The 15388-nt window shown below is 69.6% G+C and carries 14 protein-coding genes; 3 read left to right on the forward strand and 11 right to left on the reverse strand.

The features are described 5' to 3' along the window. Nucleotides 1–86 precede the first annotated feature (86 nt). The gene (locus K1T73_RS08405) at nucleotides 87–2102 is read left to right on the forward strand and encodes a ComEC/Rec2 family competence protein (protein ID WP_409077737.1); all 2016 of its coding nucleotides are present in this window, start codon (nucleotides 87–89) and stop codon (nucleotides 2100–2102) included. On the opposite strand, the gene lexA is transcribed toward K1T73_RS08405, so the two are convergent. From lexA to K1T73_RS08435, 6 genes are all read right to left on the reverse strand, one after another. Continuing rightward, complete coding sequence (gene lexA / locus K1T73_RS08410) at nucleotides 2096–2794, reverse strand: transcriptional repressor LexA (RefSeq protein ID WP_220603467.1); 699 nt, start codon at nucleotides 2792–2794, stop codon at nucleotides 2096–2098. The two genes, K1T73_RS08405 and lexA, sit on opposite strands and share 7 nt — an antisense overlap. 82 nt (nucleotides 2795–2876) lie before the next feature. Further along, nucleotides 2877–4049 carry a gephyrin-like molybdotransferase Glp gene (gene glp / locus K1T73_RS08415; protein WP_220603468.1) on the reverse strand — a complete coding sequence of 391 codons (1173 nt, stop codon included), beginning with the start codon at nucleotides 4047–4049 and terminating at the stop codon, nucleotides 2877–2879. Next, the gene (gene moaC / locus K1T73_RS08420) at nucleotides 4046–4522 is read right to left on the reverse strand and encodes a cyclic pyranopterin monophosphate synthase MoaC (RefSeq protein WP_220603469.1); all 477 of its coding nucleotides are present in this window, start codon (nucleotides 4520–4522) and stop codon (nucleotides 4046–4048) included. The genes glp and moaC overlap by 4 nt, the downstream gene beginning before the upstream one ends. Next, nucleotides 4522–5337 carry an indole-3-glycerol phosphate synthase TrpC gene (gene trpC / locus K1T73_RS08425; protein WP_220603470.1) on the reverse strand — a complete coding sequence of 272 codons (816 nt, stop codon included), beginning with the start codon at nucleotides 5335–5337 and terminating at the stop codon, nucleotides 4522–4524. Before trpC ends, moaC begins: the two co-directional genes overlap by 1 nt. Continuing rightward, nucleotides 5334–6356, reverse strand: a complete 1023-nt coding sequence (gene trpD / locus K1T73_RS08430; RefSeq protein ID WP_220603471.1) for an anthranilate phosphoribosyltransferase — start codon at nucleotides 6354–6356, stop codon at nucleotides 5334–5336. The genes trpC and trpD overlap by 4 nt, the downstream gene beginning before the upstream one ends. Beyond that, a complete protein-coding gene (locus K1T73_RS08435) occupies nucleotides 6353–6934 on the reverse strand; it encodes an aminodeoxychorismate/anthranilate synthase component II (protein WP_220603472.1) in 582 nt (193 codons plus the stop codon). Before K1T73_RS08435 ends, trpD begins: the two co-directional genes overlap by 4 nt. A gap of 125 nt (nucleotides 6935–7059) precedes the next feature. Between K1T73_RS08435 and K1T73_RS08440 the strand changes: the two genes are divergently transcribed. After that, nucleotides 7060–8511 carry a divergent polysaccharide deacetylase family protein gene (locus K1T73_RS08440; RefSeq protein ID WP_259400502.1) on the forward strand — a complete coding sequence of 484 codons (1452 nt, stop codon included), beginning with the start codon at nucleotides 7060–7062 and terminating at the stop codon, nucleotides 8509–8511. Between the two features lie 261 nt (nucleotides 8512–8772). On the opposite strand, the gene K1T73_RS08445 is transcribed toward K1T73_RS08440, so the two are convergent. The 3 genes from K1T73_RS08445 to K1T73_RS08455 form a co-directional block, all read right to left on the reverse strand. Next, complete coding sequence (locus K1T73_RS08445; protein ID WP_220603473.1) at nucleotides 8773–9309, reverse strand: pseudouridine synthase; 537 nt, start codon at nucleotides 9307–9309, stop codon at nucleotides 8773–8775. A 96-nt stretch (nucleotides 9310–9405) separates the two neighbouring features. Beyond that, nucleotides 9406–10026, reverse strand: coding sequence for a rhodanese-like domain-containing protein (locus K1T73_RS08450; RefSeq protein ID WP_220603474.1), 621 nt, complete (start codon nucleotides 10024–10026; stop codon nucleotides 9406–9408). A 137-nt stretch (nucleotides 10027–10163) separates the two neighbouring features. Continuing rightward, nucleotides 10164–10973, reverse strand: coding sequence for a phytanoyl-CoA dioxygenase family protein (locus K1T73_RS08455; protein WP_259400503.1), 810 nt, complete (start codon nucleotides 10971–10973; stop codon nucleotides 10164–10166). A 74-nt stretch (nucleotides 10974–11047) separates the two neighbouring features. Here K1T73_RS08455 and K1T73_RS08460 point away from each other — a divergent pair, with 74 nt between their 5' ends. Continuing rightward, nucleotides 11048–11977: a LysR family transcriptional regulator gene (locus K1T73_RS08460; RefSeq protein ID WP_220603475.1), complete on the forward strand. Its 930-nt coding sequence runs from the start codon at nucleotides 11048–11050 to the stop codon at nucleotides 11975–11977. Nucleotides 11978–12014: 37 nt separating this feature from the next. On the opposite strand, the gene trpE is transcribed toward K1T73_RS08460, so the two are convergent. Then, a complete protein-coding gene (trpE, locus tag K1T73_RS08465) occupies nucleotides 12015–13526 on the reverse strand; it encodes an anthranilate synthase component I (RefSeq protein ID WP_220603476.1) in 1512 nt (503 codons plus the stop codon). Between the two features lie 10 nt (nucleotides 13527–13536). Then, entirely contained in the window at nucleotides 13537–15384 is a 1848-nt protein-coding gene (locus K1T73_RS08470; RefSeq protein ID WP_220603477.1) for a peptidylprolyl isomerase, read from the reverse strand. Nucleotides 15385–15388: the final 4 nt, after the last annotated feature.

Below are 15388 nucleotides of genomic sequence, written 5' to 3' on the forward strand. Positions count from 1 at the left end.
CCTTTCGGTAACGATGGGGAGGATAGCGTTTCATCCTGTCTATCTGGCCTCCCGAGGGGTGACAAGTCGTGGGCGCGGTAAGGGCCTTGCAGGACAATCTGGCGGCACAGCGCGGGCATATGTTCGGCTGGGTGCCGGTATGCCTCGCGGCGGGGATCGGGATCTACTTCTCGGTCCCGCAGGAAGTGCCGCAGGGTCTTCTGCTGGCTCTTTTCGGCGGCGGCCTGGGCGGGCTCGCGCTTGCCTTGCGGTTCCACCCGAGAGGTGCGCCGCTGGTGATCGGGGCAAGCCTCGTGGCGCTCGGGATCGCGCTTGCGGGACTGCGCGCGCATCACGTGGCCGAGCCGGTGCTGGGTTTTCGCTATTACGGGCCGGTCGAGGGGCGGATCGTGGCGATGGATCGTTCGGGCTCGGACGCGCTGCGGCTGACACTCGACCGGGTGGTCCTGTTCAACCTGCCGCCCGAGCGGACGCCGGCGCGCGTGCGCATCTCTCTGCATGGCGAGGGGGGCGGCACCGATCCGCGGCCCGGCTTGCGGATCCTGGCGACGGCACATCTGTCGCCGCCCGGCGGGCCGGTGGAGCCGGGCGGCTTCGACTTCCAGCGCCATGCCTGGTTCCAGCGGCTGGGCGCCGTGGGCTACACCCGCGTGCCGGTCCTGGCGCTCGAGCCGCCCGCGCGACGATGGAGCGCGTTCGGTGCGCGCGTGGCGCTTTCGAAACACGTGCAGGCGCGGCTTCCGGGCGAGGCGGGGGCCTTCGCGGCCGCGATCATGACCGGGGACCGGGCCGGAATGGGGCAGGAGACGCTGCGTGCGCTTCGCGTGTCGAACCTCGCGCATCTGCTGGCGATTTCCGGGCTTCACATGGGGCTTCTGGCGGGGTTCGTCTTTGCGCTGGTGCGCCTCTGTCTCGTCGCGAGCTCCTGGGTGTCCCTGCGCGTGCCGGCCAAGAAGATCGCGGCCGGCGTGGCGCTTGGCGTCGCGGCGTTCTACCTGGCGCTGTCAGGCGGCAACGTGGCGACCGAGCGGGCCTTCATCATGGTGGCGGTGGTGCTTCTGGCCGTGATCTTCGACCGGCGCGCGCTCAGCCTGCGGGCGGTGGCGCTGGCGGCCGTGATCGTGCTTGTCCTTCGGCCCGAGGCGCTTCTGGGTCCGGGGTTCCAGATGTCCTTCGCGGCGACCACGGCGCTCATCGCGGTCTTCGCGTGGCTGCGGGACCGGGACGCGTGGCTGGGGCCGCGATGGGTGCGCCCGGTGACGACGGTCTTCGTGTCGTCCTTGGTGGCCGGGGTGGCGACGGCGCCTTTCGCGGCGGCGCATTTCAACCAGATCGCGCATTTCGGCCTCGTGGCGAACCTGCTGAGCGTGCCGCTCATGGGGGCGCTGGTGATGCCGGCGGCGGTGATGAGCGTGTGCCTCATGCCGCTGGGCCTCGACTGGATCGCGCTCTGGGTCATGGGACAGGGGCTGGGCTGGATCCTCGGGGTGGCGCATTGGGTCGCGGGGCTCGACGGCGCGCGTGGCGTGGTGGTGAGCCCGGGCCCGCTGGTGCTCCCGATGCTGGCGGTGGGCGGGATGGTCCTGCTCCTTTGGCAGGGGCGCTCGCGCGTCATGGGGTTGGTGCCGATCCTCGCGGCCTTCTGGCTCTGGAGCGGGGCGGAACGGCCCGATGTGCTGATATCGGAGGACGGAAGTCTCGTCGGCGTCTTGACCGGGGACGGCCGCGCGCTGAGCAAGGCGCGGGGCGCGGGATTCGTGGCGCTGAACTGGCTCGAGAACGATGGGGACAGGGCCGATCAGGCCACGGCCTCGGCTCGGTGGACGGGGCGCGGGACGTTCGGGGGCATCGCGATCACCGCCCTTGCGGGCAAGCGCGACGTCGCGGCGTTCGCGGGTTGTGACGCGGGGGAGATCGTGGTGATGGGGCACGAACCCGACCCGCCGCTCGGGCCGGTGGCGTGCCGCGTGATCGCACCTTCGGAATTACGCGCCACGGGTGCGGTCTCGCTCGCCTTCAAGGCGGGGGAGGTCCGAATAACGACCGCGCGCCAAAGATCTGGCGCGCGGCTCTGGAATAGCAAAGCGCTCCGGGCTCAGTAGGTGCGGATGAGACCCACGAGACGGCCCTGCACCTTGACCTTGTCATCGGGCAGGACGCGGGTTTCGTAGGCCGGGTTCGCGGCTTCGAGCGCGATGGCGTTGCCACGGCGGAAGAAGCGCTTGAGTGTCGCCTCCTGATCCTCGACCAGTGCCACGACGATGTCGCCGTTGTCGGCGGTCGAGGTTTCGCGGATGACCACCACGTCGCCATCGTTGATACCCGCGTCGATCATCGAATCGCCCTTCACCTCGAGCGCGTAATGATTGCCCTGGCCGCTGACCATCGCGCCGGGCACGGCCACGTTGCGCGAGGCATGGGCGATTGCCTCGATCGGGACACCGGCGGCGATACGGCCCATGAGCGGAAGCTCGAGCGCGTGGACCTCGACCGGCTGGGCATTGGCGGGTTGCGGCGCGTCGGGGCGGTCCCCGTCGATCACGCGGGGCTGAAAGCCGTGGGCGGCGGCGCCACCGAGGCTCTCGGGGAGTTTGACGATCTCGAGCGCACGCGCGCGATGCGCGAGGCGGCGGATGAAGCCCCGCTCCTCGAGCGCGGTGATGAGGCGATGGATGCCCGATTTGGAGCGCAGATCGAGCGCTTCCTTCATCTCGTCGAAACTGGGCGGGACGCCGTCACGCTGCACGCGCTTGTTGATGTATTCCAGCAAATCCAGCTGTTTTCTCGTCAGCATCCGCCCCTCCGTCGGAAATGTAATTTGCGGTTTGTTCTACGCATGTTCTCGTTTTGTGTCAACACTTGCGCACCTGGCGCGGTCAGAGCGGCAGATACTCGACCTCGGCCCCGGCATCGCGGGCCGGGTCCTGCGGGGGGCGAACAAGGAGCGCGTTGGCGTCGGCGAGCACGGTCAGGAGCGCGCTGTCCTGGTGGTCATGGGCGCGGATGCGTCCGTCCTCGACGCGGGCGCGCATGTAGTGCTCGCGCGGGCCGTTTTGGGCGAGCGGCGCGGCGAGGGTTGCGCGCTGGCGGGGTGCGGGCGCGGCCGGGAGGCCCTGCATCGCGCGGATCACCGGGGCGAGGAAAACGTGACCGCAGACCATGGCCGAGACGGGATTGCCGGGCAGGCCGATCATCGCGGCTTCTCCCATCCGGCCCGCCATGAGCGGCTTTCCGGGGCGCATGGCGATCTTGTAGAAGCTGCGATCGAGCCCGAGGCTTTGAGCCACCGGGCCGACAAGGTCGTGATCGCCCACGGAGGCACCGCCGATGGTGACCACAAGGTCAGCGCCCCGCGCAAGATCGAAGGCCATCCGCAGCGAAGCCTCGCTGTCGCGCGCGATCGGAAGAAGCCGCGGTTCCGCACCAAGTTCGGCCAGTAAGGCCTTGAGCCCGAAGGAGTTCGAGGCGATGATCTGATCGGGGCCGGGGCTCTCGCCGGGCATGACAAGCTCGTCGCCGGTGGCCATGATCGCGACGGTGGGCCGCGCGTGGACCGGCACCTCGGCCACGTTCATCGCCGCGAGAAGCGCCACCTCCGACGGACCGAGCCTGCGGGGCGCGTCCATCGTGGCACCGGCCGCGAAATCGGCGCCCGCGGGGCGGACATGGGTCTTGTCGTCGAGGGTCTGGCCCAGCGCCACCATCTCGCCGTCGCGCGTCACGTCCTCCTGGATCACCACGCGATCGGTGCCCTCGGGCATGGGGGCGCCGGTGAAGATGCGCACGCATTCGCCATCGCCCACGCGCCCCTCGAAACGCCGACCTGCCGCCGCTTCGCCGATCACCCGAAGGTGCGCGCCGGGGCGGGCGGCGGACGCGGCGAGGGCGTAGCCGTCCATCGCGGAACAGGAAAAGGGGGGCTGAGCGCGGCTGGCCGAGACCGGGCGGGCAAGCACGCGGCCCGACGCCTTGCGCAGGTCGACGAGTTCCGCCGCGGTCGGGGAGACGAGCGCGAAAAGTTCGGACAGCGCTTGCTCGACCGGTATCATTTCGCCTCGTAACGGCCTGATTTTCCGCCGTCTTTCAGCACGACCCGGATGCCGCCGAGTTCCATCGCGCGATCGACCGCCTTGAGCATGTCGTAGACCGTCAGCGCGGCGGTGCTCACCGCGGTCAGCGCCTCCATCTCGACGCCGGTCTGGCCGGAGGTCTTGACCGTCGCCTCGATCCGCACGCCGGGCATCTCGGCGTCGAGGGTGAGGTCGAGCGCGACCTTGGTGATGGGCAACGGGTGACAGAGCGGCACGAGATCCGCCGTGCGCTTGGCGCCCATGATCCCGGCCAGCCGGGCAACGCCCAGAACGTCGCCTTTCTTCGCGCGGCCTTCGGCAAGGATTTCAAAGGTTTCGCGCGCCATCTTCACGTGGCCGCGCGCGCTGGCCACGCGGGCCGTCACCGGCTTGTCGGACACGTCGACCATGTGGGCATGGCCCTCGGCGTCGAAATGGGTGAGCCCCGCCATCAGAACCCGCCGGCGCGAAGCGGATCGGCCAGGATGGCGCGGGTGGCGGCGGTCACGTCGGGCTGACGCATGAGAGATTCCCCGATGAGGAAGCAACGGGCGCCATACATCGCCATCTCGGCCAGTTCCTTGGGGCTGTTGAGGCCGCTTTCGCAGACGATGATCTTGCCGGCGGGCACCTGCTTGGCGAGCTTGCGGGTCACGTCGAGCGAGGTTTCGAAGGTGTGAAGGTCGCGGTTGTTGATGCCCAGAAGCTTCGACTCGAGCAGCGCGGCGCGATCCAGTTCCTCCTGGTTGTGAACCTCGACGAGAACGTCCATGTCGTGCGTCATGGCGGTCTCCTCGAGGGCCGCCGCCTCGTCGTCGGTGACGCTTGCCATGACGATCAGGATGGCGTCGGCGCCGAGCGCGCGGGCCTCGATCACCTGGTAGGGGTCATACATGAAATCCTTGCGCAGCACGGGCAGGTCGCAGGCGTCGCGGGCCTCGGTCAGGTACTTCTTGGCGCCCTGGAAACTGGGGGTATCGGTCAGCACCGAGAGGCAGGCCGCGCCACCGTCCTCGTAGGCCCGGGCAAGGGTGGCGGGGTCGAAATCCTCGCGGATGAGGCCCTTGGAGGGGCTCGCCTTCTTGATCTCGGCGATGAGCCCGTAGCCCTCCTTGGAGGCGGCGAGGAGCGCGTCGGCGAAGCCGCGCGGCGGCGAGGCCGCGGCGGCGGCGGACAGGAGCGCCTCAACGGGTCTCTCGGCCTTGTCGGCCTCGATCTCCCGGAGCTTGTAGGCCTTGATCTTCTCGAGGATGGTCGGGGTGCTCATGGGGCCTCCGATGTGATCTGTGCAAGCTCCGCCACCTTTCGGCGCGCGGTGCCGCTGTCGATGCTTTCTCGCGCGATTTCAACACCTTCGGAGAGGGTCTTCGCGTGGTCTGCAACAAGAAGCGCGGCGGCGGAATTGAGGAGAACGGCGTCGCGATAGGCGCCTGCCTCGCCGTCGAGAAGGGCGCGGAAGGCATGGGCGTTCTCGGAGGGCGTGCCGCCGAGAATGTCCTCGAAAGGATGCACGGGCAGGCCCGCCTCCTCGGGGTGGGTCTCGATGTCGCGGATCGTGCCGTCGCGGTCGAGCGCGGAGACCCAGCTCTTGCCGGTGATGGTCAACTCGTCGGTGCCGTCGCTGCCATGGACGAGCCACGCGGCCTCGGATCCGAGCCGCGCGAGGGTTTCGGCCATGGGGCGGATGAGATCGCGGGAGAAGGCGCCGGTGAGCTGGCGCTTGGCGCCGGCGGGATTGGTGAGCGGGCCGAGGATGTTGAAGATCGTGCGGACGCCGAGCTCGGCGCGGACGGGGCCGACATGGGCCATAGCCGGGTGGTGCATGGGCGCCATCATGAAGGCGATGCCGGTCTTTTCCAGAGCCTTTTCAACCACATCCGGGCCGATCATCACGTTGATCCCCATCTCGGTCAGGGCGTCCGCCGCGCCGGATTTCGAGCTGAGGTTGCGGTTGCCGTGCTTGGCCACGCAGACGCCCGCGCCCGCCACGACGAAGGCCGCGGCGGTCGAGATGTTGAGCGTCCCCTTGCCGTCGCCGCCGGTGCCGACGATGTCCATCGCACCTTCGGGCGCGCGGACGTGGCGACACTTGGCGCGCATGACGGCAGCGGCGGCGGCGTATTCGTCGACCGTTTCGCCGCGCGTGCGCAGCGCCATCAGGAAGCCGCCCATCTGGGCCGGCGTCGCCTCGCCCTCGAAGAGGATCTGGAACGCCCTCTCGGCCTCGGCGCGCGAAAGCGGGCGGTCGGCGGCGGCGCCGATGAGCGTTTTCAGCGCGTCGCTCATGCTTCTACCGGAAGAAGGTTAAGGAAATTCTGCAAGAGCGCGTGGCCATGCTGCGAGGCGATCGATTCGGGGTGGAACTGCACGCCCTCGATGGGAAGCTCGCGGTGCCGCAGCCCCATGATCGTCCCGTCCTCGAGCGCGGCGGTCACTTCGAGCGCGGCGGGCAGGCTGTCACGCTCCACCACGAGCGAATGATAGCGCGTCGCCTCGAAGGGCGAGGGAAGGCCCGCGAAGACGCCGGCACCCTCGTGATGGACGTGGCCCATCTTGCCATGCACGATCTCGGAATGGCGCACGACACGCCCGCCGAAGGCCTGGCCGATGGTCTGATGCCCGAGGCAGACCCCGAGCAGCGGCACGCGCGCCTCGGCCGCGGCGAGGGTCAGCGGGAGGCAGATGCCGGCCTGGTCGGGATCGCAGGGACCGGGCGAGAGGAGGATGCCGGCGGGCCGCATCGCCATCGCCTCGTCGACGGTGAGCGCATCGTTGCGGCGCACGACGACCTCGGCCCCCAACTCGCCCACGTAATGCACGAGGTTGTAGGTGAAGCTGTCGTAATTGTCGATGAGAAGCAGCATCTCGGAACTCTTCGGGTTTTGGGGGCTGGAGGCCGCGCCCCCCGTCGCGGTATAGTTGTTCAGGCTTGCGGAAGGGCGTCAAGGGGCGCACCTTCGCTTGCGGGACATAAAGAAGCGGGGCGAGGATGGCGAGCAAATTCATAGCCGGTGTGCTGGCGGGAACCGTGGTGTCGGCCCTGGGCCTGGGCGCGGCGTCGCTGATGACCGATCTGCCGGGGCAGGAGGCGCCGCAGGCGGGGCAGGCGGTGGTGCCGGCCGGGTCGGAGTTCAACCAGTCGCGGGACGACGAGGCGGCGGCGCTTCCGGCGCCGGAAGACACGACGGAGCCCGCCGAGGCGCCGGAGCTCGCGGCGCCCGCGCCCGATGACCTGAGCGGCCTCGAGGGGGCCGACACGGCGCCCGGCGCGCGGCCCGAGACGGGGCTGGCCGAGGGCGGGTTGCGCGCGCCCGAGGCGGCGCCCTCCGAGAGCGGGCTGGGGGCGTCCCTGGATGCGCCGGTTCAGCCCAGCCTCCAGGGAGAGGCGCCGGATGCGCCCGCGGGCGAGGACGACCTGTCGATCTCGACCGAGCCCGCGCAGCCCGCCGCGCCGGACGCGGGCGGAGAGGCGTCGGCCTTCCCCGGTGGTGGCGCGGACGGAGAGGAGACGGGTATCGCCGAGACGCAACCGGAGGCCGACCCGGCACCGGCGCCCGAGGTCGAAACGGAGGCGCCGCGCTTTCCCGATGCGGAGGCCGGCGATGAGGAGCTTGCGCTTCTGCCCGAGCCGGAGCCGGAGGAGGCCGAAAAGCCGTCGGGGACCATCGGGAACATGGCGGAGAATGTCGAGACCGGGCGCCTTCCGGCGGTCGGCGTCGATCCCGAGCCGGAGCCCGAGGAGGTGATGGATGCCGAGACGGACCTGCGCGCGATCAAGGCCCATGCGGAGCCTTTCGACAACGCCCAGGGCAAGCCCGTCATGGCGGTCGTGCTCATCGACGACGGCACGTCGCCCATCGGGCTCGACGCGCTGTCGGCCTTTCCCTATCCGCTGAGCTTTGCGGTCGATCCCACGAGCGACGGTGCCGTCGAGGCGATGCGGCGCTATCGAGAGGCGGGGTTCGAAGTGCTTGTGATGGTGGACCTGCCCGAGACGGCCTCGGCTGCGGATACCGAGACCGCGATGCAGGCGATCCTGACCGAGCTGCCCGAGGCCGTTGCCGTCATGGAAGGCACGCGCGCCGGGCTGCAATCGAGCCGGGAGGCCGCCGAACAGCTCGCGCCCATCCTGCTCGAGAGCGGGCACGGGCTGGTGCTCTTTTCCAAGGGGCTCGACACGGCGGGCAAGCTCATCGCGCGCGAAGGGGTGCCGGTGGCGACGGTGTTCCGGGATTTCGACGCGAAGGGCCAGGATGCCACGGTCATCCGGCGCTTCCTCGACCAGGCGGCGTTCAAGGCCGGGCGCGACGATGACGGCGTGATCATGCTGGGTCGGCTGCGCGCCGAAACGGTGAGCGCGCTGCTGATCTGGGGTTTGCAGGACCGGGCGAACCAGGTGGCGCTGGCGCCGGTGTCGGCGGTGCTCGACCCCGAAAAGTGAACCCGATCCTGACGGCGCGCGCGGTGTGTCGGTGGCAGGTGCGGTGGGGCCGGGCCGAATCGGTGCGACTCGCCCAGTTAATCACGGGTTTCGAGCGGCGAACGCAACGTCGGTATCCATGTCGGTATCGCGTCGGTGCATTCGGGGCCGAAGGGCGTGTTTAACGCTGCGCGCGGTGGGGTTCGGTGAAAAACGTCGGGTGAATTTCATGGGAGGCGGCGAGGCCCCGGCTCGGGGGCCGGGGCGTGCCGGGGGGCCGTATCAGGCCTCGCGCCAGGTGCCCGGCGCGAGGCCGTCCAGCGTCCAGTCGCCGACCGACCAGCGGACGAGGCGCAGGGTGGGGTGGCCCACATGCGCGGTCATGCGCCTCACCTGCCGGTTGCGCCCCTCGGTGATCGTCAGGCGGAGCCAGGTGTCGGGCACCGTCTTGCGGACACGCACGGGCGGGGTGCGCGGCCAGAGGTCGGGCGGGGCGATGCGCGCGACCTTCGCGGGACGGGTCGGGCCGTCCTTGAGCGGGACGCCCGCGCGGAGCGCCGCGAGGGCCTCGTCGGAGGGGATGCCCTCGACCTGCACGAGATATGTCTTGGGCTGCTTGTGTTTCGGGTCGCTGATCCGGGCCTGGAGGCGGCCATCGTCGGTGAGGATCACCAGCCCCTCGCTGTCGCGGTCGAGACGGCCCGCCGGATAGACGCCGGGGATATCGACATAGCGCGCGAGCGTCGGGTGGCCCGTGCCCTCGTCGGTGAATTGCGTGAGCACGCCCATGGGCTTGTTGAAAAGGATGAGGCTGGCCATGCGGAGCTTTGTGGCGCAAGCGGGCGCGCGGGACAAGGCCCGGCCGGCGCGGAGAGAGAGCGGATCATGCGCCGGCCGGGAGATGCGGGGGCGGTGTCAGTCCGCCCCGCGCAACAGTCCGGCGGGCACCTCGTAGGTCCAGTCCGCGCCGGCGTTCTTCCAGCCATTCACGCTCCGGTGGCCGGTATCCTTGTCCTTGTCGCCCTCGAACCCGTCGATGACCGAGTAGAGCGGCACCTCGATCCCGGCAGAGGCGAGCGCGTTGACGGCGGCCGCGCTGCGCGTGCCGGAGCGGCACATGACCAGCACCGCCGCCGGGTCTTCCTCCTCGATGAGCGCACGGGTGGCGGGGACGAAGGCGGGGTTGGCGGTCATGGCGTAGCTTCCCTTTTCCTCGTCGAGGCGGTGGGCGGGATCGACCGTCTTGAGAGGGATATTGGCATCGGCGGCGGTGGGCACGCCCACGAACATGGTTTCCTCGGGCGTGCGGACGTCGATCAGCAGGATGTCGTCGCGGGCGTCGAGAAGGGCCGCGGCCTCGGCCGCGGTGACGTAGAGGCCGGGCGTGGTCCGCTTCTTCTGGGGGACCGTGTCGGCGGCGACGCTGCTCGTGATGGCCGGGGCGTCGTCGGCGGCGAGAAGCGGCGCGGGGGCCGCGAGAAGCGAAAGGCCGAGCGCCAGGGCGGCGAGCGGGGCGGGGTGGAACGGGACGCGCATGATGGTCACTCCGGTAGAGGAATGGCGGTGTTATCGGCTCTGCGCGATGCGGGGGCCTTGATCGAGGTCAAGACGCGGCGGGATCGGGTCCGGATTTCGAGGGTGGGCGGTCGGCCCACCCTCGCGGGGCGGCGGGGTCAGCTTCGGAGCAGGGGAAACTCGGCGCCGGAAAGCGGATCGCCATGCGCTAGGGTCACGCCGGGGAAAGGGGGCGAGGTCACGATGCCCTCGCGGCGCACGAAGCGCGTGTCATCCCCCACGAGGCGCAGCGAGAACGCGCGGCGCTGCGATGTCTTGCTGCTGTTGGCGGGCGCGCCGTGAATGGTGCGGTAGTCGAAGGCCACCGCGTCGCCGAGGCTCATGGCCCAGCCGATCACGTCATAGCCCTCGCGGTCGCCGTTGATGTCGGGGATTTCCTCGAGCCCGTCATTCTCGTTGAGCGCCGAGCCGTCGAACCGCTGCGGGCGATAGAACTTGTCCCACTTGTGCGAGCCGGGGACGAATTCGAGCGTGGTCTCGCGCGGAACTTCGTCGAGGGGGACCCAGAGGCTGACGGTCTTGGGGCCATCGACGCAGTAATAGGGCGCGTCCTGGTGCCAGGGGGTGGGGACGCCGGTGGCGGCTTCCTTGACGAGGACGTGTTCGTGGAAAAGCTGCACCTGCCGGCTGTCCATGAGTTGCGCCGCGATCTCGGCGGCGCCGGAATTGAAGATGAAATCCTCGTATTGGGGAATCCGGTTCCAGTTGCAGTAGTCGACGAAGAACCGCCCGCCGCCGTTCTCGCCCTTGTAGATGCGCGCGTTGGGGTCGGGATCGTCCATGTTGGCGGCAACGCCCGCGCGGAGCGTCTCGACCCAGTCGGAGAAAACCCCGCGCAGGATGGTCACGCCGTTCTCGCGGAAATCGTCGATGGTGTCGCTGTCGAGCCTGGTGGTCATGGTGGTCATGGTGGGCATCCTCCCGTTGATCTGTTGGCCGTGACAGGTTTACAGCGGGCTACGCATCAGGGAAAATAATAACTATGGATAGCGACAATCAGTATTTCAAATCCCTGACGCTCCGGCAGATGGCCTATGCGGTGGCGGCGGCGGATCATGGCAACGTGACCCGCGCGGCCCAGCGGCTCAACGTCTCGCAGCCCGCGATCTCGGCGGCGATCGCCGCGCTCGAGGCGCATTACGGGGCGAGGCTTTTCTCGCGCGCGGCGGGCCAGGGCGTGACGCTGACGCCCTTCGGGATGCGGGCCGTGGCCGAGATGCGCCTGATGTGCGACGGCGCGCGGCGCGTGGCGGGATTGGGGCGCACGGACGGGGCCATCGCGGGCGAGGTTTCGCTTTGCTGTTACGACGCCATCGCGCCGCATGTCCTGCCGCCGATCCTGCGACGGATCGAGGCGCGCTTGCCGGGGGTATCGGTGCGGTTCCTCGAGGTTGATCTCGACGGCGCGGTGGGGGCGCTGACGCGCGGGCAGGCGGACCTCGCGATCACGTATGACCTGGGGCTGGGCGAGGGGCACGAGGCGCGGACGCTCTACGCGGTGCAGCCCGTTGTGATCTGTGGCGCGGGGCATCCCCTCGCGGCGCGCGCGGCGCCATCGCTGGCCGATCTCGACGGGGAGCGGATGATCCTGCTCGATCAACCCCTGAGCGCGCAATATGTCATCGGCCTCCTGCGGGCGCGCGGCGCGGTGCCGCGGATCGTGGCGCAGGTGCGCGGGCCGGAGTTGCAGCGCGCGCTGGTGGCGCAGGGATTCGGCGTGGCGCTGGTCCACACGCCGCCACCCGAGGGGGCGGTCTATGGCGGCGAGGCGCTGGTCTCGGTGGCGCTTGCCGACGAGTTGGTGCCGCAGCGCGTGCTGGTTGCGTGCCGGGCCGAGAGTGCGCGGCGTCCGATCCTCGCGGCGGTGCGCGAGGAGATGGTGGCAGCGTTCCGGGAGGATGCGGCGGGGTGACGGCGGGGGCCGCGCGCGAAACGGGGCGAATTTTCCCTTACGTGTTGCCCGAGCCGGTGAAGCGCGCGGCGTCGGCGGCGGCGCGGCGGATGGCGTTCGACTTGTGGACGGTCTCCATATACTCGGCCTCGGGGTCGCTGTCGTAGACCACGCCGCCGCCGGCCTGGATGTAGAGGTTCTCGTCCTTCACCACCGCGGTGCGCAGCGCGATGCAGACATCCATGTCGCCTCCCGCCGAGAAATACCCCACGCCGCCGCCATAGACGCCGCGTTTCTCCGGCTCGAGCTCGTCGATGATCTCCATCGCGCGGACCTTGGGCGCCCCGGAGACCGTGCCTGCGGGCAGCCCGGCCAGAAGCGCGTCGAGCGCGTCGTGTTCCGGCGAAAGCTCACCCACCACGTTCGAGACGATGTGCATGACGTGGGAATACCGCTCGACGATGAATTCCTCGGTAGGGCGCACGGTGCCGATCTTCGAGACCTTGCCGGTGTCGTTGCGCCCGAGATCGAGCAGCATCAGGTGCTCGGCCAGTTCCTTCTTGTCGGCCATGAGATCGGCCTCGTTCGCGCGATCCTCCTCGGGGGTGGCGCCGCGGGGCCTCGTGCCGGCGATGGGACGGATCGTCACTTCGTTTCCGAAGACGCGCACGAGGATCTCGGGGCTGGCGCCGATGACCTGGAAGCCGCCGAAATTGAAGTAGAACATGAAGGGCGACGGGTTGGTGCGGCGCAAGCTGCGGTAGAGCGCGAAGGGGGGCAGACGGAAGGGCTGCGTCCAGCGCTGGCTCGGAACCACCTGGAAGATGTCGCCCGCGCGGATGTAGTCCTTGGCGCGTTCGACGGCCTTCTTGTAGGCGTCGCGCGTGAAGTTCGAGACGGGCTCGGGGTCGTCGGCGGCGGCGCCGAGGTCGCGCGCCTGCTGGGGAAGGGCGCGTTCGAGATCGCGCACGGCGTCCATCACGCGCTCGGCGGCCTGGGCGTAGGCCGCGCGGGCGGACATGCCCGAGGCGGCCCAGGCGGGAGAGACGACGATCACCTCGCCCTTGACCCCGTCGAGCACGGCCACGACCGAGGGACGCAGCATCACCGCGTCGGGCAGGCCCAGCGGATCGGGATTCACGTCCGGAAGGTGTTCCACGAGCCGGATCATGTCGTAGCCGAGATACCCGAAGAGCCCGGCGGAGGCGGCGGGCAGGTCGTCGGGCAGGTCGATCCGGCTTTCGGCGATGAGCGCGCGGAGCGAGGCGAGCGGATCGGCGCCCTCGTCCTCCCATGCGCCTTCGTCGAAACGGGCGGCGCGGTTGATGCGCGCGCTGTCGCCGTGGCATTGCCAGACGAGATCGGGTTTCATCCCGATGATCGAATAGCGCCCGCGCACCTCGCCGCCGGTCACGGATTCGAGCAGGAAGGCGTCACGCGCGGCGCCCGTCAGCTTGAGCATGAGCGAGACGGGCGTGTCGAGATCGGCGGCGAGGCGGGTATAGACCACCTGGTTGCGCCCCGAGTCGAAGCCGGGGGCGAACGCGTCGAAGGAGGGGGTCAGGTCCACGGGGCACCGCCTATTGGAAATTGGCGTGGACGGCGTTGAGCGCCGACTGGTCGATCGTCACGCCCGCGCGCATCCGGATGTCGGTGGTGAGCGCCTGAAAGAGATCCTGCGACAGGCTGTTGGCCGCCTGGTTCGCGAGGAGGCGCCGGAGCGTCGCCAGATCGTCGGACGAGGTGTCGGGGGGCGACACCTTGTCGAGGCGGATGAGGAACACCCGGCCCTCGCCGTCGAGCAGCCGCGCGTCGCCCTCGGTCATGCCGAAAACGGCGTCGATGAATTGCGGCGGGGTGGCTGCGTCGAAGCCCTGGCGGGTGATGTCCTGCGCGGTCTCGACATCGGAATATCCCAGCTCGGCGAAATCCGTGCCGGAGGCCAGTTCATCGACCTGGGGCTCCACCTCGGCCCGCAGCGCGCGGGTCACGGCATCGTCGCGCCACGCGGCGGTGAGGCGGTCCCGCACCTCCTCGACCGGCTGGATGCGGGGTTCGTTCACGCCGTCGAGGCGCATGGCGAAGATGCCGCCATCCTCGAGCGTCTCGATCTCGGGGTAATCGCCTTCGGAGAGCGTGCGGGCGGCGGCGCGGAAATCCTCGTAGGCGCCGATACCGTCGCTCACGCCCTCGTGCCAGTCGATCTGGCCGAGCTCCATATCGGTGTCGCGGGCGAGATCCTCGAGCGTGGCGCCGCCGGCGAGCAGGTCGTCGATGGTCTCGATACGGTCGTCGATGACGCGCCGGGCACGGTCCTGCGCAAGCTCGTCGCGCAGCATCGGCTCGGCCTCCTCGAAAGGGGTCTGCTGGGCCGTGAGCACGCCGTTCACGCGGTAGAGCGCCGGGCCGACCGGGCTGGGCGCGGGACCCGCGATCTCGCCGGGCTCGGTCGAGAACACCGCTTCGCCTGCGTCGCCCAGTTCGGAGCGGCTCACGTCGCCGATGTCGATGTCCGAGAGCGTCAGGCCGCGCGCCTCGACCAGATCCTCGAAGGTGGTTTCACCGGCCTCGAGGGCGGCGCGCGCCTCCTCGGCGGCGGCCTCGTCGGGGAAGACGAGGCGCTCGACCAGGCGGCGCTCGGGCTGGTTGAACTCGGCCTCGCGCGCCTCGTAGGCGTCGCGCAGGCTCTCCTCGCTCACCTCGACCGTGTCGAGGATCATCTCGGGCGTGAGAAGCGCGTAGGTGATCGACTTGGTTTCCGGCGTGGTGAAATCAGGCAGGTGCGACTGATGATAGGTGCGGAGATCATCCTCGGTCGGGTCGGGAAGGCCGGTCGAGAGATCGCCGCGGTCGAGCACGACCCAGCTTATGTCGCGGCGTTCGCCGAGGTAGTTCAGCACCGTGTCGGCGTAGGCGTCGGGCGCGCGCACGCCCGCCAGAACGGCGCCCTGGAGGAGGGTGCGGGCGGTCTCGGTGCGCACGTCCTCCTCGAACTGGGCCTCGTTGAGGCCGGCCTGTTCGAGGGCGAAGCGGTAGGCGTCGCGGTTGAATTCGCCGCCCGGCCCCTGGAAGGCGCGGATGTTGAGGATTTCCTCGCGCAGGTTGGCGTCGCCCACCGAGATGCCGATGCGGTCGGTCTCGTCCTCGAGCGCGGCGACGGCGATGAGCTGTGCCAGCACCCGGTCGGGAAGGCCGTCGGCCTGGGCCTGCGTGAAGGACATGCGTCCGCCATCCTCGGCCTCGGTCGCGGCAAGCTCGTCGCGCAGCGCGCGGGCGTAGTCCTCGACCGTGATCTCGGTGTCGCCGACGCTGCCGACGGTGCGGACGGTTCCCGAGAGGTTGGTGATGCCGAACCCGCCAAGCCCGAGGATGAGAAGGCCCATCAATATCCAGACGGCGGTTTTAGACAGGGAGTTTCCAGACGCCATGCGA

The sequence above is a fragment of the Roseovarius sp. SCSIO 43702 genome (assembly GCF_019599045.1).
Lineage (GTDB): Bacteria > Pseudomonadota > Alphaproteobacteria > Rhodobacterales > Rhodobacteraceae > Roseovarius.